Source organism: Syntrophomonas sp. (assembly GCF_028707975.1).
Classification (GTDB): Bacteria; Bacillota; Syntrophomonadia; order Syntrophomonadales; family Syntrophomonadaceae; genus Syntrophomonas.
Map to the genome: position 1 here is coordinate 1 of NZ_JAQVZX010000019.1, position 20,512 is coordinate 20,512.

A 20,512-nucleotide genomic window follows, 5' to 3' on the forward strand; every position below is an offset into this window, starting at 1 on the left:
CTGAAAATCTTTAGAAAAGCTATGCTATAATGATTATATCTTATTATTAGTACTCACTTATATCCTCTTTTAGCATGCAGGTTATATGTTAAATAACTACGCAACAAAAGGTGGTTGGCTAATTGTGAAAAAATTTCCAGAATTATTTTCCCCGGCGTACATTGGCAAATTATTGGTAAGAAATAGGGTCGTTATGGCTCCTATGCTGGTATCATATGCTAGTCCTGATGGGGAAGTGAGCGAGCGCTTGTTGGACTATTATGAGGCTAGAGCTCGTGGGGGTGCAGGGCTTATAGTTGTTGAAGCTGCTTGTGTTGATGTTCCCACTGGAAGGGAAAGTTTCCGTCAGATCAACATAGATAGCCTGCGTTATGTGGCCGGACTGCAACAGCTTGCTCAGCATATAAAGGCTTATGGTTGTCGTGCTTTTATCCAGCTCTTTCATGCTGGCCGACAAACATCCAGCTTGTTTACCGGAGTGCAACCAGTGGCCCCGTCTCCCCTGGCCTGTCCCATGGTGAAAGAAATCCCTCGTGAATTAACCGGGGAAGAAATCAAGGCTATCGAAAACAGATTTAGCCAGGCGGCTCTTTATGCCTTTATGGCTGGTTTTGATGGAGTGGAATTACATGCCGCTCACGGTTACTTGATTAACCAATTTCTTTCACCTCATAGCAACCAGCGCCAGGATGAATATGGCGGCTCCTTGGAAAATCGTATGAGATTCCTATTAAACATAATAGAAAAGATTAAGGCTTCCACTCCGGAACTGATCATATCGGTTCGCATCAATATGGATGATTTTGTTCCTGGTGGTCTCGAGCTAAAAGAAAGCGTAGTAATATGCCAGCATCTGGAACAGGCCGGTGTTCAGTTGATCAACTGCTCCTCCGGAACTTATGAATCCGGGCTTAAGAGCATTGAACCTGCGTCCTATAAGGAGGGATGGAGGGTTTACCTGGCCGGGGAGTTAAAAAAGTGGATACAAATACCGATCATTGCCGGGGGGATGCTCAATAACCCGGCTTTTGCCAACCAACTGCTAGCCAGTGGGCAGGCTGATTTCATTTTCCTGGGTCGGAGCCTGCTGGCGGACAGCGAATGGCCGCATAAAGTTCGCGAGTCGGGATTGGAAGACCTTCGACCCTGCATACGTTGCAACAACTGTATTGACAATAATTTCCGTGGAATGATGGTGGACTGTACCGTTAACCCCCTTACCGGACGCGAACGGCATTTTTCTCAGCAAGGAATAAAGTATCAGCATAAATCGACTGCGTTGGTAGTAGGTGGTGGCCCTGCGGGTATGCAGGTGGCTTTGTCAATGAAGGCCAGGGGTTTTAAGGTCATGCTAGTTGAAAAAGAGAAAAGCTTGGGCGGCCTTTTGAACCTGGCCTGTCTCCCTCCACACAAACACCGGGTGGCTTCCCTGCGTGATTATTTGTTTAGGCAGGTAGAGAAAAGCGGAGTGGAGGTATTTCTAAACAGCTGTTTTAATCTTGAAGGCTTGCCAGGGCTTAATCCTGATTACCTTATTATTGCTACCGGTTCCAAGCCGTTCTGGCCGCAGATTCCGGGTTGGGATCAGAGTTATTGCCTGGGTATAAGGGCAGTATTGGAAAGGAAACCGGAAATCAAAGGGAAAAGGGTGGTCATAATTGGTGGAGGCAGCAATGGTTGCGAAGTGGCCGATTTTCTCCTGGCGGGGAATAATCAAATCACCATTGTGGAACAAAACCAGTATCTCGCGGCGGATATGGAAAAAAAGAATCGCCGTGACCTGATGAACCGTCTGGAAGAGGGTAAGGTAAATAAGAGAACTTCCAGCCAAGTAATGGAGATAAAGGAGCGGCAGTTGCTGGTCAAGAACCAGCAAGGTCTTCACGAGTGGCTGGAGGCTGATTACATAGTATTGGCTACCGGATTTACTCCCAATAATGCTCTCTATATTGAGGCTCAGAACAGACATAAAAATGTTTACTTGATTGGTGATGCCTTTCAGGTTAAAGGCTTTAAAAATGCCTTTTTGCAGGGCGAAGCCGTGGCTCATATGATAGCAACGAGCTTGAAGAAATAGATAGCTTTCCTCATTTTATTATTAAGATTGACTCTGCTGCAAAACCCCCTTTTTATGCAAGCTAATGCATATTTATAACTTTTTGCAGTGGAATCAAGGTTTAAGGAAGGGTTGGGTTTGGATAAGCAAGAGTATTTATTGGATGAAATTAAGAGAATAGAGGATTTAAAGCGATATGAATATGAGGCTTATAATAAGGGCTTTCGCTACATAGCGGGAATTGATGAAGCAGGAAGGGGGCCTATCGCCGGTCCGGTCATGGCTGCTGCGGTTATTCTATCCCGCGATTTCTTTTGCCCCGGGGTAGATGATTCTAAGAAGCTTACGCCTTTGAAACGCTCCAAGCTGGCGGCAAAGATAAAAGAACAGGCTGTTTCATGGTCAGTGGCGGCGGTTTTTCCATCTTATTTGGATAAGGTAAACATTCTTAATGCTACCCGCGCGGCTATGCTGCTGGCTGTACAAAACCTTTCCCCCCGGCCTGATTTTTTACTTATTGATGCACTACAATTGTCCGATATAGATATTAAACAGTTTCCTTTGATAAAGGGTGACAGTTTAAGCGTATCCATTGCCTCTGCCTCTATCCTGGCTAAAGTGGAGAGAGACCGGGCCATGGAGGCCTTTGATTCACTCTATCCCGGCTATGGATTTTCTCGGCACAAAGGTTATGCCACTCGGGAGCACCTGCAATCTTTGCTCAGGCTGGGTGCTTGTGCTTTGCACCGGGTAAGTTTCGAACCGGTAAAGTCTATGATATCAGGAGCAAGATATGGAGAACAGCCAGCTTTATTTGAATAAGGTTATGCTTAATATAACTACCTCCAAAGATCAGAGCCTTAATTTTACAAAAGGTGAAGTCTTAAGGGGGATAGTCCAGGACGTTAAAGCTGATGGCCTGGTTTCTTTGTTTATAAAAGGCCAAGTTATTGACGCAGTCAGTGAAATACTGGTTCGGCCGGGCCAGCAGTTGCAGCTGATGGTGGAGGACTTCAGAGATGGCCGAGCCTATTTAAAAGCACTAACCCCTCAGCTTATGGAACGAATCGAAAACAGCAATATTTCGCTAAACTTGACCGAGATTGGAGTGCCCGCCAAAGAAGATAATATTATGATGGCCAGAAAGCTTTTACAATACAAGTTGCCGGTGACTCCCAACAATCTCAATCTGATGAGTAAGGCTATGATAATACTGGGCGGCGCTAATGGAAAAAACGCTGAAATAGTGGCTTTCTCTATGGCCCAGAAGCTTCCTCTGGACCCACCTGCCTTGAAGAGCCTGGCCCAATTCCTTCTATCTGCTAACGATGTCAGCAAACTGGCTGGGAGCATGGATAAGGGATTGTTGCAGCTGGAGCAGACAATAGCGCGCATGGGAGAAACAGGCGGGCCAAGCCATGCAGCAAGTTCTCGGCAAGTTGGGGAAATGGGCCCAGAAGCTACCCGCCAGCCTGGAATATGGGGAGATAAACTTATAGCGGAAAAAATGTTTTCAGCTACTGCCGCTGCCAATAAGGGAAGCGAATCCTTATTACAGGCTTCCAGCAAAGGCCCAGAGCTCCAGAACCTTACCGGGGCTAAAAGCGGAGAAGCGCCTTTGCCCGGGGAAGGGCGAACAATAGGGCAGACAGCTTCAGCGCTGGAAGCCAAAACAGGCAGTGTTATAGAACAGAGTTCAGGTAAAATAAAACTGGAAGGTCTTCTTCCCGGCAATACGAAGAACAGCGAACAGCCGCTTAAGCTTGCTGATACCGTACGGGATATCTCTATGACCAGTGCAAAAGATCTGGCGGGTTCAACCCGCACTACTAACTCAGGTTCCCTCACCCAGCCGAGTCCGCAGATGGAAAAAGTTGCAGGTACCCAACCTGCTGTAAGCCCGGGAAAAGCCGGGGGGGAAACTCTGGGGGGAACGAAAGTGTTGGTGGGGCAGATGACGCCAGCCAGTGATAGCAGTGAAAGCCTCCCGGCAACTGAGATTGGGAAGGCTCAAAGCGGAAACCGACCTGCGGATATGGGCCGACCTGGCTCGTTGTCGGTATTGTCAAATGAGACGCTGGAATTTGGGAAGAGCCTAGGAACAAAAATGTCTGAATCCAGTATAAATACGAAAGATATGGCTTCGAGTATTATGAAAAATGCCTATACCTCTACGGTATCGGAAGTGGATAGGCCGTCTGCTGCTGCGGCGGCAGCAGCAGACGGTAAAAGTGCGAATACTTTTTTGCCCTCAGGCAATATCCCGGAAATAGCACCATCAACTGGCGGGATAGCTGGGGAAAGCTTGAAGCAGACAAGCGGGCAGGGGGCTGTAGCGCAAGCCGCTCCGCCAATTATTAGCAATGCAGACGCTGAGGTTTTTAAAGAAGCATTTGCCCTCTTAACCGCTCCTAACAACGCTGAGGCGGCCCCAGAGCAGCGGGAGCTTTTGCGGCATCTTCCACTCTTGCGTATTCTCTTGGAGAAGCTGTATCTCAACCTGGAGGGGGACAGTCGGGAGATCAGCAACAGGCTGCAGAATGCTTTGGCTTCAGAAAGGGAGATAATCAGGGGACTGAATCTCTTGCAGGATATTATTAAGAGTGACTCCATGGCCTCGAAGAATTCGCTTATTACTGATTTACTAAATAGAATAGAGGGGATGGAAAGAGAGCTATCGGGACAACGGATGCTAAATTTCGTTAGCCGGGGAGCAATGGACAGTAGTAGCAATTATTTCTATTTTGCTTTCCCCGTACAATTGGGTGAAGAATATCGCCTGGGGCAGCTAAGAATCAACCGGGAATTGGGCAAAAGGGGTTTAAATAAGCAGGACAATATTAGATTTATTGTATCCCTGGACACAGCGCAAATGGGGGTAGTTCTTTTCCATGTTAACTGGAAAAGGATTGGGGAAATGGAAGTGCAGGGTGTAGTCGAACGACAGGAGATTCGAGAATACCTGAATAGAAACCTGGGGGAGCTTTTTCAGGGTTTGGAAAGTCTGGGTTACCGGGTAAAAAATTTAGGGATTAAGGTGGTGGAGCGGGAAGAGGATATGAGACTGAGACTGGCATTAGAGGAAACTCCGCTCAGTATCCGGCCTTTTGGTATAGATCTAAGGGTTTAAATATGCACGCTAATGCATATTTATTACTTTTTGCAGTGACATCAATTATATATCATGGGGACTATATAATATGGGGACGGTCCTTCTGATATATATCAGAATATGTCTCTCGCAAATCAGCGTCCAATAACCCCCAGTAATGCCCCTATTTTTATCGATGTTTGTTCTCCGGGCATGATGGATAGTACAAATTGAGGAGATTGCTAGTGAAAGAGAAAGATATGGAAAAAGCAGTGGCCCTGCGCTATGATATGGAGAAGGATGAGGTGCCGGTAGTAGTAGCCAAGGGCCAGGGATTTATTGCTGAAAAGATAAAGAAGGTAGCCAAGGAAAGCGGGGTTCCTTTAAAAGAAGATCGCGAATTGGCTGATTATCTCATGGCTTTGGGTCTCTATGAGGAAATACCAACGGAATTATATGCCGTGGTAGCAGAGATTTTGGCGTTTATTTACCGCATGGATAAAAGATATGTATAGAGGAATCATTAATGAATAGAGAATTAGGTTTGTGGGGAGAAGAACTGGCAGCACAATACCTGGGGAAAAAGGGATACAAGATACTGGAGCGGAATTTTTACACCCGCTACGGAGAGTTGGATCTGATATGTGAAAAAGAAGGTACCATAGTTTTTGTGGAAGTTAAAACCAGGCGCAGCACCCTCTTTGGAAGCCCGGAGGAGGCAGTTACCTCTCGCAAAATGGGAAATCTGAAAAAAGCCGCAATTCTTTACCTTAAAGCCAGCCCGCGATTTTTCCCGGAAATCTCTTTTGATGTGGTTTCCATTCTGCTTGAGGATGGTAAGAGTAAAATAAATCATATAATTAATGCCTTTTGACGAATATTTCACTCTAGTATTAATGGAGGAATAGACATGCTTATTTATGGAAAGGATATCCGAGAACAAATCAAGGAAAGAGTCTGCCAAACAGCAGTAGAGCTTAAAATGGGTCTGGCTATAATACGAGTGGGAGATGACCCGTCATCTCTGGCCTATGTGCGGGGAATTTGCAAGTTTGCGGAAGAAGCCGGGGTTAAGGCGGAGATTATCAACCTTCCAGATACTATTGCAGAAACCGAGCTTTTACGAATTATAGCGGATTTGAATCATAACCCGGAATTTACTGGAATTATGTTGCAGACGCCCTTTCCGGCCAGTTTAAATGCCAGCCGCCTGGTCAATGCCGTTGATTTTGACAAAGATGTTGAAGGAATTCATAATTATAACTTGGGCAAGCTGGTCAGCAAAGAAGAAGGAGTTCGACCTTGCACCCCCAAGGCGGTTATCTCCATGTTGAAGGCTCATAATATTCCCATCGAGGGCCAGAAAGTTACCATTATAGGCCGTAGTATGACGGTGGGCAGTCCGTTGGCACTTATGATGACAGCGGAAAATGCTACGGTTACTGTCTGTCATACTCGCAGCAGGAATCTTAAAGAAGAAGCCCTGCGGGCTGATATACTGGTGGCTGCGGTAGGAAAAAGAGAGTTTATTACTGCGGATATGGTACACAAAGATATGGTAGTAATAGATGTAGGTATTAATTTTGATGAAAATGGCAAAATGCGGGGTGATGTGCATGAAGAAGCTCGCAACTGTTGCCGCATAGCCAGCGCGGTTCCTGGAGGGATTGGGATAATTACGGTAGCGGAACTTTTTGATAATCTGCGAATTCTCAGCCAGAGAGCTTGAAGACTAATCTAAAATGTTTTATGTTTTTTTGCTAGACAATTAGGGGGAAATAGACCCCCCTAAAATTATGATTAATGGTTGGTTCCACTACAAAAAAACCTTTTGATGCAGAAGGGTTGCATAAATATACAAAACGCTGGCGAAGGTGAAAGCGGGCGGTCGAAGACCGACAATGCCCTGCTGTCGCTATTAAGGTTGTTGCGCCTGATTCGGAACGACAGGGGGGCGTTCCCTACATACCCTACGATCGCTATTAAGGACGCTGGAGCGGTATATTATAGGGTGCTATAGTTGTTTAGGGGATTTTATCACCATAAGTGCTAATGCCAAGATCTTTCGGGAGTGGGTATTACGAAAAAGAAAATTATTTATTTGCTGTTAATAATAGCACCTTTGCTTTGTATTTTTGTTTCTCTTTTTATAGGCAGGTATCCCCTCTCCATAGATGAAGTCATTTATATTCTCTGGTGCAAAATGTTACAATTGCCCTGTGAGGTTCTGGACATTAAGCAAACTATAGTCTGGGACATCCGCTTGCCGCGGGCTATTCTGGGGGCTCTGGTGGGAGGGTGCCTGGCCATTAGCGGAGCGGCTTTCCAGGGATTATTCCGCAATCCTCTGGTCAGCTCGGGTATTCTAGGAGTGAGTTCCGGGGCGGGTTTTGGTGCGGCTTTGGCTATAGTAATGTTTAGTGCTGTTTCTTCGGCTACCTATATCTTTGCTTTTGTTTTTGGAACCCTGGCGGTATTATTGAGCTATTTAATCGGCAAGGTATATGATACCACCCCGACAATAATGTTGGTTCTGGGGGGGGTTATTGTTTCTTCCGTATTTTCTGCTCTTATCTCTTTGCTAAAATATGTGGCCGACCCCTATCAACAATTACCTGCCATAGTTTTTTGGCTTATGGGTAGTTTGGCTACGGCCAGGTATAGCGATATTGTGGCAGCTGGGCTGCCGATGATGGTGGGAATTGCCGGTCTTTTGGCTATACGCTGGAGGATTAATGTTCTATCCATGGGAGACAAGGAAGCTCATACCCTCGGGGTAAACCTGGCGGTGGATAAAGGATTGGTAATCATATCTGCCACTCTGGCCACGGCAGCGGCGGTTTCAGTTAGCGGGATCATCGGCTGGGTGGGGCTGGTTATTCCCCACATTTGCCGCATGCTGGTAGGGAATGATAACCGGGTATTGATTCCGGCCAGTCTCTCCATGGGGGCTTGTTTTCTCATACTGGTGGATGACCTGGGGCGCGTCATAACCGGTTCGGAAATGCCTCTGGGTATCCTGACCGCACTGGTAGGAGGACCATTTTTTGTATGGCTGCTTAAGAAAACCAAAGGGGGGAACTGGTGAGCATGTCTCTGATACAGGTGATTGGAGCCAGTTTCGGATACGAAGCTCAGGAGATATTTCAAAACCTGCATTTCCAGGTGGAAAAGGGGGAGATATTCTGTCTTCTGGGACCAAATGGCTGCGGCAAAACCACCCTCCTTGATTGTATACTGGGAGTTCGGCGACTAAATTCAGGAAAGATTTTGCTGGACGGGCAAGAGCTTAACTCTTTTCGTTCGGGCCAGATAGCCCGTTATATAGCCTATGTACCACAAAGTCACGAACGCACCTTCCCCTATACGGTAATGGATATTGTCAAAATGGGGCGGGCTGCATATACCGGGAGATTTTCGGCTCCCTCTAAATTGGATAAGGCTATAGCCAGAGAAGCCCTGGAGATGGTGGGGCTCATTCATCTCCGCCATCGTCCCTACACCCAGTTAAGTGGCGGTGAAGCGCAATTAGTTATGGTGGCCCGGGCTTTAGCCCAAAAGACTCCGATAATTATCATGGATGAACCCACAGCCCACCTGGATTTTAAACATGAGTTGGAAGTACTGGAAACTATGGTTGAACTGGTTAACGATAGTCAGATTGCTATTATTATGGCTACCCATTTTCCCAACCATGCCTTCTATTTTGAAAACAAGAAGCTTCCAACCCGGGTGGCCTTGATGCATGACCATAATTTTCTGGAGCTAGGGCGACCAAGCGAGGTAATAGGTGAAGAAAACATGAAAACACTGTATAGGGTTAACACCAGGTTGATATCCTGTGCTACAGGTGAACGAAATGAACTGAAGCAACTGGTTCCCATCAGTACCATAAGTTAAAAGATTGTCGCTTGGGGAGTTGTGTATTAATGAAAATTCTAGTTGCTATTGATGATACCGATAACATAGACAGCAGGGGAACAGGCGAATTGGCTGATCTCCTATCAAATTATCTGGAGGAAAAGGGATGGGGCAAAGGTGGAGCGGTAACGCGTCACCAATTACTGATTCATCCGGATATTCCCTATACATCTCATAATAGTTCCATGTGCTTTGGAGCAGAAATAGAAGCAAGTTATTTAGCTGCATATACGGAGTTTGCGGAACGATTTTTAGAAAAGGAGAGTGCGGAGGGTTCAGATCCCGGCCTCTGTGTAGCTGAAATTGAACAGATGTTTTTTCCAGATGAGCTGATAGCTTTTGGATACCGGGCCAAGCAAGTAGTTTTAACTAAGAGTGATGCTTATGAGTTGGCAAAAAAAATGGATATTCATTTATCCGAACATGGTGGTAGTGGGCAGGGGGTTATTGGGGCTTTAGCTGGGGTAGCTTTGCGCTTAACTGCCAACGATGGCCGTTTTCGAGGAAAATTGAAAGTCAAAGCCCGGGAGGATCTGCTTAGTGTAAGAGAAATAAAGAAGCAAACTCCGGTTACAGTAGTAAGGAGCCTGGATGGCACGCTTATCCTGGGAGATAACACCATTATTCGCATCGGAGAAAAGTTGAAGGCGGTATTATTGGAAGGACAGTGTACTTTATTGGTTTTTCCTACTGGCATGAATGACCCCGCATGGCAAAGCTGTACAACCAGCCAGTTAAGAAAGTATTGAGGTGATTATTTTGAGCGCCTGGTTGCTTACAGAAGAAGGCAGGTATGGATTTCAAAAAGGTAAAGATGCCTGGGAAGAGGCCGCCCAGGTGGCCGCCCGGTGCCCATATTTCCAGCCCGATGAAGAGGAAGAGCAGGTAGCGGATGAGAAATGCTCCTGCTACAACTGCCGTTACCGCAGGTGGACTCAAAAGTCTTTCTTATGTCTGAAGCTATAGATACTTTGGACTGCTAGCAACACTGGCAGGGATAGGGCATTGGGTCTACTGTCGCCTGTTTATACCCTTCTTTAGTTCCAAGAAGAGCCGAACCAACTCCGGGTCATACTGGCTGCCGGCACATTTATGTATTTCCTGTAAGGCCTGGCTGGGGCTGATTGCTGCTTTGTAAGGACGCCCGCTTATCATGGCATTATAGGAGTCTACAATAGCCATTATGCGTGCCCCAAGAGGAATCTCATGCCCTGCAATTCCCACTGGGTAGCCGGAGCCATCCCAGCGTTCGTGATGAGCCAGTATAGCTTCAGCTATGGCCAGCAATTCTGGAGTTGATTGGGCAATACGATAACCCGTCTCCGGGTGTTTTTTAATGATATCCCACTCTCCAGGGGTTAAGGCCGCTGCTTTAAACAGTATTTCCGGGGGTATGTTAATGTTGCCGATATCGTGAAGAGAGGCTAGAAGAAGCAAGTTTTGCAGCTCATTTTTGGACAGACCGAGTAATAGACCCATTTTTTTAGCGCTTTCTTGTTTATGTACAACATAGAATTGGCTTTTATTGGTGCGGGTACGAAGACTGTTTTCTAGAGATAAAATGAAAGAGTTGCGGGTATTTTTACTTTCCTGTACTTTATTGCTATACATGCGATCATCGGTTTCCTTGATGATAGTAAATATATTCTCATCCGGCGATTCTTTGCTAGCGGTGCCCAGGGCGATACTCACTTGCAGGGGTTCACTTTCACTTTCCAGACAGGCATTTTTAATCCGCTGGCAGACCTGCAAAGCCTGCTGGTGAAAAGTATTGGGCAGAAGTATAATAAATTCATCGCCTCCCCAGCGGGCAATTATATCGTTTAGGCGGCAAGAATCTTTAAGGATTTGGGCGGCACGAAGCAGGAGACGATCGCCTTCCCGGTGACCGAAGGCATCGTTTACCAGCTTTAAGCCATTAAGATCGCCGATTATTATGCTTATCGGCAGGTAATTATTTTGATCCAGTCGTTTGACTTCTTCTTCAAAGAACGATCGATTATAAAGACCGGTTAGCTTGTCAAAATGGCTCAAGTAACGGATTTTTTCCTCAGCCCTTATTCTTTCGGTCACATCCCGAATGGATTCAATTGCTCCTACCCGGCGACCGCTGGCATCGTAGAGCGGGGAAGCGGTACCGAACATATACAAGCCTGATTCCGGGCTGTAGATCTCTCCCACCAGGGTTTCATCACGCTTCTTAAAGGATAAATAATTTTCTTTGAGCGGATGTTCTGGATTCATTACCAGGTCAATAAGCATAGGTTGCCTTTTAGCGAAAAAGGGAAGGGCATATTTAAAATTATCCTTTCCCAGCATATCTTCTTCCCTGATTCCGCTCATCTCTTCCATGGCCCGATTCCAGATTATTACCTGGCCTTCGTTATTAATGGCAAAAGTAGCATCAGGTAGAAAATCAATAATTGAGGCCAGGCGTTGTTCGGACTCGCGCAGAGCAGTTTCCATCTGGCAACGGGTCCAGTACAGGGCAATCATCTCTGCCAGCATGCGCAGGGCTTTTACATCCTCAGCTAACCACTGACGGGTGGCTTGGTTGTCATCAAAGCCCAAAAAACCTACTAGTTCTGAGTTTTTTAAGCAAATAGGCACCACCAGCAGCGACTTGATTCCTTGGGATTGCAATAAGGATTTTTCATTATAGGCCTCAGCCGGGAGGTTGTCTACATCTTCAATTATTATGTTTTCTCCATTTTCTAATTTCCCAAGCCACCAGGGAAAAATGCTGCTGTCCAAGTCCTGCAGCATTTCTATAGCCGACTCTATACCTGCAGCACACCACTCGTAGGTATTGCTGGTTTTTTGGCCACCATCAAATAACTCAAATATATAAACCCGATCAGCACTTACAGCTTCGCCAATAATACCAATTATTGGCGTTAAGTTAACATCTCCTGATGCCAGCAAAAGCTGAGAAATGCTAGCAATAGCTTCTTCCAGGTTTAAACGCAGCTTAATTCTTTTTTCCAGAGCTTTGCGCTCACTAATATCCCGGGAATGAAATAGCAAGCCAATAGTCCCGGCTTCGTCCTGGATCGCTTTACCACTGCTTTCCAACCACAGGTACTGACCATCTTTCTTAAGATAGCGGTATTCACAGGTGCTGCCAGCTTCCTCCCGGGCTATTTTAATTCTTTCCAGGACTCGGGCCCGGTCTTTCGGATGGATCAGATGCAAGGGGTTGTTTTTCCTTATTAACTCCTCTCTGCTCCATCCCAGGATTTTCGACCCGGTGGAATTAATGTAGAGGTAGGAAAAGTCAGAAGTACGATGAATGCTTATTATATCATAGGCGTTTTCTACCATCAGCCGGTATTTTTGTTCAGACAAAGGCAAAGCCTCTTCCGAAAGCTGGAAGAGTTCGAGGAAGTTGCCCCACAAATTTTCATTGTTATTGTCTTCTTGCATATATTTGATTCTCCCTGGCCATTCTGGTCATTATTGTTTAAGCAAAGGTAAGCAGTGGTGCACTATATATATTGGCATTTCAGAGTATTCAAGCACCCACTGATCTCCTTTTCTATGGGAGCATCTGTCTTCCGCCCTGCGGTTATTACTGACTAAAGCCTTAATTATATCTGCATAAAGCAGAAAAAAATTAGTCTGCCGGGTCATCATTAATGCAGACATGGATAAGCTTAAATTAAATATCGCTGTCTAATTAGCAAGCATATAAAAAGTTAAGGATAAGAAAATATAAAATATAAGCAGTGCTAAGACATATGACCCACATTTTAAATCCGCAGGGTGATGAAAAACTAAACCCATAAACTTAGTAGGACGTAAATCCTATTTTTAGGCTATGTTCCTTTTATACACCAAAATGCTGCAAATGAGAAGTGCTTTTTATAATTTTATTTCATTTTTCACTCTTTTCTGAAAATGCCGGCTTAGTCCTGGTAGCTTTGACCCGAAAGATTATTATATCTATAATTTGAGCCAACAAGCTTATTTATCAATGAAATAACTCTGTACGCAGGAAGGCTGATTATGCAAAAAGCAGGTTAAAACTTGGCTATAGTGGCAGACTAGAGCGAGTATATTCATGCAGGCAAATAGTTTTTATAACTTTTTGTAGTGCTGTCCTTTGTTATAATAGACGGAGAGATAAACGCATTTTATGGAGAATGCCAAAAAAGCCCTGGGAATTTGCTGATAAAAATATTACACTGGTTTTGCAAATTGTCCCGGTTTTACTTATGTCTGCAGTTTTGAAAAGGTCAGTATCCTAAACTATAAATTATTATGGAGTTTTATTACACTTTATATCGCCCTTCTTGCGGCGAGATGGAGGTTTGAATGAGAGTTTCCGGCTTTTCCGCCTGGGCGCGGTTTTTCCGCGTGCTTTTTCTCTTTTTAAGCATATTCTGGGCTTTTTATTCGCTAAAATTTAAGAGAATTTGGCACCGGAGAAACTGGCATGAAGCCAGGAAAGAAAAACTTTATATCAGTGAAGCTGAGCGCTTTCGCAAAACCGCGGTAAAAATGGGAGGGCTCTTAATCAAACTGGGACAATTTTTCAGTACCCGGGTTGATATGCTGCCCCAATCGAGCATAGATATCTTGACTGGACTACAGGATGAAGTGCCCGGGGTAGCTTTTGCAGAAATCAAAAAAGTTGCTGAAGAAGAATTTTCCTGTCCTATTGAAGAAGTATTTGCCTGGGTTGAAGAATCGTCTCTGGCTTCTGCTTCCTTGGGACAGGTTCACCGGGGAGAGTTGCCCGGTGGACAAATAGTGGCCATCAAGATACTTCGTCCGGGAATTGAAGAACTGATAGCCATTGACCTGAGAGCGCTTCGTCAAGTGCTTAACTGGACAATGAGTTTTACTAACTGGGAGAGCTTTATTGACCTGGAAGCAATTTATCAGGAGTTTGAAGAAACTGTATTGGAGGAATTGGACTACATTCGGGAGGCTCATAACGCCGAGACTATTGCGAAAAACAGTCAGGATGACCCGGAACTGCTTGTTCCTGGTATATTTTGGGACTATACCCGAAGGCGCATTTTGACCATGGAATTCAAAGAAGGAATAAAGATTAATAATCTGGTGGCCCTCGACCAGGCGGGAGTAGACCGCCAGGCTATTGCCCGTAAACTGCTGGAAATATATGTAGAACAGGTGCTGGTTGATGGATTCTTTCATGCTGACCCTCATCCCGGAAATCTTTTTGTTACCAGCGATGGGCGCATACTCATGGTTGATTATGGTATGGTAGGTACGGTTACAGTTGAATTGCGGGACCAGCTTCTGGAGATGGTATTTGCCCTGGTAAAAAGGGACTACCCGAGTGTAGTGGCCTACTTGAAAGAGATCGGCTTTTTGCGTTTTGATGCCGATAATGAAACCGTAACCCGAGCTGTGGGCTTATTTATTGAGCATGTTTTAGGAAGAAGAAAAGACATGAGCAGACTTGATCTTAGCAGCTTCCTGGAAGATCTGGAAGTCCTATTATATGAGCAACCTTTCCAAATTCCAGCCAATTTTACCTTTCTGGGAAGAGCGCTGGGAACCTTGTATGGTATTTGCATTGCATTGGACCCGCAGATTGACTTTTTGGAGGTGTCCAAACCCTATGTTGACCAGCTTGCTCCGGCTAAAGAGATTTGGAGTCTGGCGAAAGAAAAGACTACGAATTTATTTACCTCTTTGCTAGAAATACCGCCGCTATTAGAAAAGGTCTTGCTGCAGACGGAAAGAGGGGAAATTAAATTTAAGCTCCCCTTGCGCAATCTTAATGAGAAGATACAGGAAAACACCCGGGCGCAAAAAATGCAGGCCTGGGCTATAGTTTTTGGTTTCTCACTGATAAGCTCTATATATCTACTGGTCAATGACTTCGTAGTTTTATCTCGTTATGGTTTTGTGTTTACAGCTCTCTCTTTTCTTCTATTGCTTTACCTAAGTCGTCCGCCCAAAGTTTGGAAGCCCCCCCACCCTCCACTGGGTAACCAACGTCGGAAAAAGAAGAACAAAAAGTCCTAATATCCCCGCCTTTCGTAAAAGCAAAAGGAATACACCCTTCTTTATTCTTTTGCTTTGCAAAAAAAAGCAACCCCTTTTGGAGTGTGTATTCTTTGCCAAAATATTTGCATTTTATGTAGAAATATATGATAAGATATTAATAACAATGCAAGAGAATATAGGACTAATGTCTTGGTTTATCCAGTACAACTTCTGGGGCAGAAAAAGGGCCAGATTATTGGGATGTAATGATAAATAAGCTTGCTAGGTGGGTGGTAAATTGTCGAATAAAGACGAATTTATTGAAAACCTTTCTTCCGAAGATGAAAGGGAAAGAGCCTTCGCTGTAGAAGACATTGTTTACGAGGAAATACCGGAAGCCATTGACTTGCTGGTAGCGCAGTTAAAAATTGAATCTTCACAATTTGTCCGCGAGGTAATTCTCAGGAACCTTAAAACCCTGTCTGGTTCAGAACTGGTGGAAAAGACCATCCCTCTTTTGCATAGTGATGATGCCTTTGTTCGTAATGCAGTTATTGAGATACTGGCGGAGCAGGACGAATTAGCAATCTCGTTAATATCACTTTTGCTGGATAATCCAGATAAAGATATTAGGAAATTTGCTGTTGACATACTTTTCCAGATTCATAGTCCTCACTCGGCTGCAGTTATTGTCCGGGGCCTGGATGATCCGGATATTAATATTCGAATAACGGCGGCAGAATATTTGGGAAGATTGGAGGCCAGGGCTCATATTGGCGGCATTAACCGGCTTTTTGTTTCCAGCAGTAACCTGCTTTTACGCTGCACCTGTCTGGAGACCATGGCTATACTGGGTGATGAGGAATCCGCCCGCCTGGTTGCTGAATTTTATCCCCAGCCTGAGCAAATAAATGAACTGGAGTTGTATTCATATTTAAAATATTTGGCCCGGCAGGGAAAAGAAAAGTACCTGCCTTTTGTATTTTCATTAATGAAAAGTAAAGGGAAATTAATGGCCAAAGAGATAATCAATACTATTGAGGGCATACTGCGGCGTAGCGGCGCTGTTTATTTGCCGGCGGGGATGCTGGAGGATTTAGCTCTTTATATCGCCAGTGATATCAATGTAATCAACAAATATGAATTGCTGGTATTTCTGGGGCATTTTAAAAACTCTGAAATCGGGCCTTTGCTGGCAAGCTATGCTTGTTCCGCAGAAAAATTCTTGTGTTTGGGAGCGGTTGAAGGCTTGGGATTTCTCGGTGATCCGGATCAACTCCCGTTATTGTTAGAACTAAAGAAGCAGATGGAAGATGAAGAATTATTGGAGGCCGTTGAAAAAGCGATTATACAACTGGCCCCGGTGAGGTGATTTATATGGATTTATCTACGGAAGATTTTATTGCCATAAGAAATATGATTCATGAGCGCACTGGAATGCATTTCGGGGAAAACAAGATTTACTATTTCAAAAAACGGCTGCAGAAAAGAATGGAAGAGAACCATTTGCAGAAAGTGAGCGAATACATAAAACATTTGAAGTTTTTTGATAGGGATAATCGTGAATTTCAGGAACTGATTAACCTGATAACCATAAATGAAACCTATTTTTTCCGGGAATTCAGCCAGTTGGAAATATTCGCCGAAGTCTGTTTGCCCGAAGTACTGGAGAAAAAACGGGCGAAAGGGGACCGCAACCTGCGGATATTTTCCGCTGCCTGTTCTTCCGGTGAGGAGCCTTACACCCTGGCCATTATCGTTAGAGAAATGCTGGAAGACTTCCATAACTGGAATGTAATCGTAAAAGGAGTAGACATTGATGAGAATGTATTAATACAAGCGCAGCGTGGAATATATGACAGCCGTTCGGTAAAAGATGTTCCTCCTCCTTACCTGCAAAAGTACTTTTCGAACCCATCCGCTGGTAGATTTATGGTAAATTCGGAAATTAAGAATATGGTGGTTCTGGAACACTTAAACCTCATGGAACGCCGGGCTTTGCGTAATGAGAGACATTATGATTTTATATTCTGCCGCAATATGTTGATATATTTTGATGAATTCTCCCGTAAACAATTGGTGGAGAAGTTCTATGCCATGCTCAACAAGGGCAGCTATATTTTTTTGGGACATGCCGAATCTTTGAGTCGTATCTCAACGGCATTTAAAATTAAACGAATGAATGGTCATCTTATGTACCAGGCTTGAGGAGGGATATTGTGGCAAAGAAGAGAATAATAGTAGTAGATGATTCCGAGATGATTCGCAATTTCCACTGTTATATCTTAAAAACAGCGGGGTTTCAAGTACTGAGTGCAGTGGATGGGGCTGACGCCTTGGAGAAGATTTATGGCAGTGAAGAACCGATTGATATGGTGGTAACAGATATTAATATGCCCAATATGGATGGTTACACCTTCATTGAGCGTTTGCGTGAAGACGAGCAGTATGAAGAGATTCCCATCATTATTATTTCAACGGAAGATGAACTAAAGGACATGGAAAGAGGTTATGAGGCCGGGGCCAATATTTATATTGTCAAGCCAACTGAGCCTGAAGTGATGGTGGAGAATGTACGCATGTTAATGGAGTAAGCCAGGACTTGGCCAGTGCTTCGATTATGATGGTAAAACTGGTGATTTTTGATTTTGGCCCCGTGAGCGGTTCGTAGAAAGGTAGGCTGGAATCGGATGAAATTCGTCTTTGAACCTGATGATTTGGAAATATTACAGGGGATTGTGGAGGAATCAAGTGAACACCTGAACGGGATTGAAGAGGGAATACTGAAGTTGGAAGCTGAATTCGATTCCGAACAGCTGGATGCTGTATTTCGAGCCATGCACTCGGTTAAGGGGGTAGCTGCATTTCTGGATTTAATCCCCATCAAAGACACCGCCCATTCCCTGGAGTCCTTTATGACTGATATGAAAAAAGGTTTATATCCAGTCACTTCGGAGATAACTGACATTCTTCTCAAGGGAGTAGATATTCTCCAATTACAAATTCGGCAACTGGGGGAGCATGTTAAAAAACTGGAGGTCAATCCTCCCCGGGAAAAATTTGAACTGCATATAAAAAAGCATGGCTTTCAAGAATTTGTTCAGGAAGCTGGAGTTATAAGAAATAATACTTTGGAGAGCAGGGAAAACGGTCGGGAGGAAAGCTGTGATTCTAAAATCCAGCTGGAATGTGAATGGCCGGAACCGGTCGCCAATGTTATGAAAATAGAGATTTCGTCTTTTCGCGAACAGCTCTTGCAGGATTTTTTTGAGGAAACCAGCGAACACCTGGATACTATTGAAAAGAATTGTGTGGAATTGGAAAGACAGCCCGAAGATTTGGAACGCTTGAATGCCATCCTGCGTGGTTTTCATAGCATAAAGGGTGCGGCGGGGGTAATAAACAGCATGCAGGAAGAAGAAACCCCCGATGACCCTTTTCAAAAGATTAAAAACTTGAGCCATGTTGCCGAAAGCTTGTTGCAAACCTTTCGCAACCAGCAACTCCCCCTTTCTTCCCCGGTGATAGATATTATTCTGGAAGCAGTGGATAGGACGGCTGCGCTCAGCCAAATGGTTCAAGGTATGGAAAGTGAAGATTTGCCTATTGAGGACCTGCTTACCAGGATTAATGCCCTGAGCGATGTGGACAAGGAAGCGAATCAATCCATTATTTCAAGTCCGGTAGAGAATATACCCCGGCAGTTCAAGGCCTTTGTCAATATAACGAATCAAGCTCTGGAGTCTATGGAGAACATAATTGCTTCGGCCCGGGAGGATGTTCCTATCAGCCGGAAGAGGGTTAAACAGTACCTGCGGGCACTTAATAGCATAGCTTCCTCCAGTCGATACCTGGAATATGAGGATGTACAGGTGCTTATTGCCTCCCATACGCAGTTTTTTAACGACCTGGTCCCTGGGGAAGACCTGGTAAATCCGGAACTTATTGAAGAAATGAAAAGCCACCATGGGCAGATAAAAAAGCTGTTGGGAGATAAGGTAGCCGATATTAAGGATTTGCTAAGCAATGTACCCATAGAGTATGGAGAAAAAAGGATCGGTGAAATCCTGGTGGCCCAGCAAAAACTCAGCCAGGAGGAACTGAACGAGGCCTTGGCCCAGCAGAAAAAAATCGGGGAGATCCTGATCGATAGGGGTAAAGTAACAACCAAGGATGTGGAACGGGCTTTGCTGGAACAGCAGCTGGCCCAGGAAAAAAGGAAGGAAGCTCCTGAACCAGCCCGAGTTTCAAGTGATATAGGGGGTCAATCCATTCGGGTCAGTCAGGATAAAATGAATCGCCTGATGAATATGATTGGCGAGCTTTTAATTTCCAAAAACCGAGTTTTCCACCTGGCCAGCACAATTAACCTGGATTACGAATTACCCGGATTGGCGCGGGAAGTAAAAGATATTGCTTCCGAAGTAGCCAGGATATCCGATGAGCTGCAGGATGCAATAATGTCAGCCCGCATGGTTCCGCTTAGAATCTTGTTTCAGCGCTATCCTCGCACTATTAGAGATATCTCCCGCAAAGCCGGGAAAAACGTGGATCTGGTGGTGGAAGGAGAAGAAACGGAACTGGATAAGACGGTAATCGAAGCCATCAATGATCCTCTGGTACATATGCTGCGCAATGCCGTTGACCATGGCATTGAAACGCCGGATAGGCGGGAAGCCCAGGGCAAGCCCCGCCAGGGCAAGATATATTTGAAAGCTCGTTACCAGGGAAACAATGTAATAATAGAGATATCCGATGACGGTAAAGGCATGAATCCGGAGGAGCTCAAGCTCAAGGCTCTGGGCAAGGGCTTGATAAGGCCGGAACAGATTGAAAGTATGAGTAATGAAGAGGTCTATCAGCTTATTTTTCTACCTGGTTTCAGTACCCGTGAGGAAGTTAGTGAGCTTTCCGGCCGGGGGGTAGGAATGGATGTGGTTAAAAACAATATTGAGCAGGTCGGGGGAACGGTAACCATGTCCAGCCAGTTAAACCAGGGTACTAACTTCCTGCTTAGAATTCCTCTCTCCATGTCTATTATCCGGGGACTAATGGTAAAAATGGGTTCGCAAAGCTTTATTCTCCCGCTCGATAGCATTGAAGAGACGGTGAAACTACCCGCCCATAAAATTAGAAGCTACAAAAAAGTTAGAATAGCTGATATACGGGACGAGATCGTTCATCTCATCTACCTTAAAGACCTTCTGAATTTAAAAGAGGACTTGGATGAGCCGAAAATTACTTCCGATATGCGGATTCCCATAGTAATTATTAATTATGATGGAAACAGGTTCGGACTGGTTGTAGATTCCTTTCAGCACGAACAGGAATTTGTAGTAAAAACGCTGGCAGAGGAGTTAGCGGCTTTAAAGATCTATACTGGTGCTACTATAATGGGTGATGGCAGTGTAGTCTTGATTCTAAACCCCGGCCAGCTTTACCAGCTGTTCCTGTTGCTTGACCATGGAGGATAGATA

At 44.8% G+C, this 20,512-nt stretch carries 16 protein-coding genes; 15 read left to right on the forward strand and 1 reads right to left on the reverse strand.

What is annotated here, in order from left to right:
- The first annotated feature begins 124 nt into the window (after nucleotides 1-124).
- The 10 genes from PHP87_RS04385 (at nucleotide 125) to PHP87_RS04430 (ending at nucleotide 10,034) form a co-directional block, all read left to right on the forward strand.
- A complete protein-coding gene (locus PHP87_RS04385; protein ID WP_299918867.1) occupies nucleotides 125-2,077 on the forward strand; it encodes an NAD(P)/FAD-dependent oxidoreductase in 1,953 nt (650 codons plus the stop codon).
- Between the two features lie 117 nt (nucleotides 2,078-2,194).
- Nucleotides 2,195-2,878 carry a ribonuclease HII gene (locus tag PHP87_RS04390; RefSeq protein ID WP_299918869.1) on the forward strand — a complete coding sequence of 228 codons (684 nt, stop codon included), beginning with the start codon at nucleotides 2,195-2,197 and terminating at the stop codon, nucleotides 2,876-2,878.
- Complete coding sequence (locus PHP87_RS04395; RefSeq protein WP_299918871.1) at nucleotides 2,850-5,186, forward strand: hypothetical protein; 2,337 nt, start codon at nucleotides 2,850-2,852, stop codon at nucleotides 5,184-5,186. Before PHP87_RS04390 ends, PHP87_RS04395 begins: the two co-directional genes overlap by 29 nt.
- 206 nt (nucleotides 5,187-5,392) lie before the next feature.
- Entirely contained in the window at nucleotides 5,393-5,662 is a 270-nt protein-coding gene (locus PHP87_RS04400; protein WP_299918874.1) for an EscU/YscU/HrcU family type III secretion system export apparatus switch protein, read from the forward strand.
- An 11-nt stretch (nucleotides 5,663-5,673) separates the two neighbouring features.
- On the forward strand, nucleotides 5,674-6,021 hold the full coding sequence (locus PHP87_RS04405) for a YraN family protein (RefSeq protein ID WP_299918876.1): 348 nt from the start codon (nucleotides 5,674-5,676) through the stop codon (nucleotides 6,019-6,021).
- 36 nt (nucleotides 6,022-6,057) lie between these two features.
- The gene (locus tag PHP87_RS04410; RefSeq protein ID WP_299918878.1) at nucleotides 6,058-6,876 is read left to right on the forward strand and encodes a bifunctional 5,10-methylenetetrahydrofolate dehydrogenase/5,10-methenyltetrahydrofolate cyclohydrolase; all 819 of its coding nucleotides are present in this window, start codon (nucleotides 6,058-6,060) and stop codon (nucleotides 6,874-6,876) included.
- Between the two features lie 342 nt (nucleotides 6,877-7,218).
- Nucleotides 7,219-8,235, forward strand: a complete 1,017-nt coding sequence (locus tag PHP87_RS04415) for an iron ABC transporter permease (protein WP_299918880.1) — start codon at nucleotides 7,219-7,221, stop codon at nucleotides 8,233-8,235.
- A gap of 2 nt (nucleotides 8,236-8,237) precedes the next feature.
- Nucleotides 8,238-9,047, forward strand: coding sequence for an ABC transporter ATP-binding protein (locus PHP87_RS04420; RefSeq protein WP_299918926.1), 810 nt, complete (start codon nucleotides 8,238-8,240; stop codon nucleotides 9,045-9,047).
- 29 nt (nucleotides 9,048-9,076) lie between these two features.
- A complete protein-coding gene (locus tag PHP87_RS04425) occupies nucleotides 9,077-9,817 on the forward strand; it encodes a hypothetical protein (RefSeq protein ID WP_299918882.1) in 741 nt (246 codons plus the stop codon).
- Nucleotide 9,818: 1 nt separating this feature from the next.
- Entirely contained in the window at nucleotides 9,819-10,034 is a 216-nt protein-coding gene (locus PHP87_RS04430) for a hypothetical protein (protein ID WP_299918885.1), read from the forward strand.
- Between the two features lie 45 nt (nucleotides 10,035-10,079).
- On the opposite strand, the gene PHP87_RS04435 is transcribed toward PHP87_RS04430, so the two are convergent.
- Nucleotides 10,080-12,494 (reverse strand): HD domain-containing phosphohydrolase, encoded by a 2,415-nt coding sequence (locus tag PHP87_RS04435; protein ID WP_299918887.1) that lies wholly within the window; start codon nucleotides 12,492-12,494, stop codon nucleotides 10,080-10,082.
- Nucleotides 12,495-13,385: 891 nt separating this feature from the next.
- Between PHP87_RS04435 and PHP87_RS04440 the strand changes: the two genes are divergently transcribed.
- The 5 genes from PHP87_RS04440 (at nucleotide 13,386) to PHP87_RS04460 (ending at nucleotide 20,509) form a co-directional block, all read left to right on the forward strand.
- Entirely contained in the window at nucleotides 13,386-15,074 is a 1,689-nt protein-coding gene (locus PHP87_RS04440; RefSeq protein WP_299918889.1) for an AarF/UbiB family protein, read from the forward strand.
- A 259-nt stretch (nucleotides 15,075-15,333) separates the two neighbouring features.
- Nucleotides 15,334-16,407 carry a HEAT repeat domain-containing protein gene (locus tag PHP87_RS04445; RefSeq protein ID WP_299918892.1) on the forward strand — a complete coding sequence of 358 codons (1,074 nt, stop codon included), beginning with the start codon at nucleotides 15,334-15,336 and terminating at the stop codon, nucleotides 16,405-16,407.
- Between the two features lie 5 nt (nucleotides 16,408-16,412).
- Nucleotides 16,413-17,243, forward strand: coding sequence for a protein-glutamate O-methyltransferase CheR (locus PHP87_RS04450; protein WP_299918894.1), 831 nt, complete (start codon nucleotides 16,413-16,415; stop codon nucleotides 17,241-17,243).
- Between the two features lie 11 nt (nucleotides 17,244-17,254).
- Nucleotides 17,255-17,629: a response regulator gene (locus PHP87_RS04455; RefSeq protein ID WP_299918897.1), complete on the forward strand. Its 375-nt coding sequence runs from the start codon at nucleotides 17,255-17,257 to the stop codon at nucleotides 17,627-17,629.
- Nucleotides 17,630-17,725: 96 nt separating this feature from the next.
- Nucleotides 17,726-20,509 (forward strand): chemotaxis protein CheA, encoded by a 2,784-nt coding sequence (locus PHP87_RS04460; protein WP_299918900.1) that lies wholly within the window; start codon nucleotides 17,726-17,728, stop codon nucleotides 20,507-20,509.
- Nucleotides 20,510-20,512 lie beyond the last annotated feature (3 nt).

Excerpts from the sequence above, each read along its gene's own strand:
- PHP87_RS04440 (WP_299918889.1), top strand. The coding sequence starts at position 13,386 with ATGAGAGTTTCCGGCTTTTCCGCCTGGGCGCGGTTTTTCCGCGTGCTT.
- PHP87_RS04395 (WP_299918871.1), top strand. The coding sequence starts at position 2,850 with ATGGAGAACAGCCAGCTTTATTTGAATAAGGTTATGCTTAATATAACT.
- PHP87_RS04405 (WP_299918876.1), top strand. The coding sequence starts at position 5,674 with ATGAATAGAGAATTAGGTTTGTGGGGAGAAGAACTGGCAGCACAATAC.
- PHP87_RS04410 (WP_299918878.1), top strand. The coding sequence starts at position 6,058 with ATGCTTATTTATGGAAAGGATATCCGAGAACAAATCAAGGAAAGAGTC.
- PHP87_RS04450 (WP_299918894.1), top strand. The coding sequence starts at position 16,413 with ATGGATTTATCTACGGAAGATTTTATTGCCATAAGAAATATGATTCAT.
- PHP87_RS04460 (WP_299918900.1), top strand. The coding sequence starts at position 17,726 with ATGAAATTCGTCTTTGAACCTGATGATTTGGAAATATTACAGGGGATT.
- PHP87_RS04435 (WP_299918887.1), bottom strand. The coding sequence starts at position 12,494 with ATGCAAGAAGACAATAACAATGAAAATTTGTGGGGCAACTTCCTCGAA.
- PHP87_RS04425 (WP_299918882.1), top strand. The coding sequence starts at position 9,077 with ATGAAAATTCTAGTTGCTATTGATGATACCGATAACATAGACAGCAGG.
- PHP87_RS04420 (WP_299918926.1), top strand. The coding sequence starts at position 8,238 with ATGTCTCTGATACAGGTGATTGGAGCCAGTTTCGGATACGAAGCTCAG.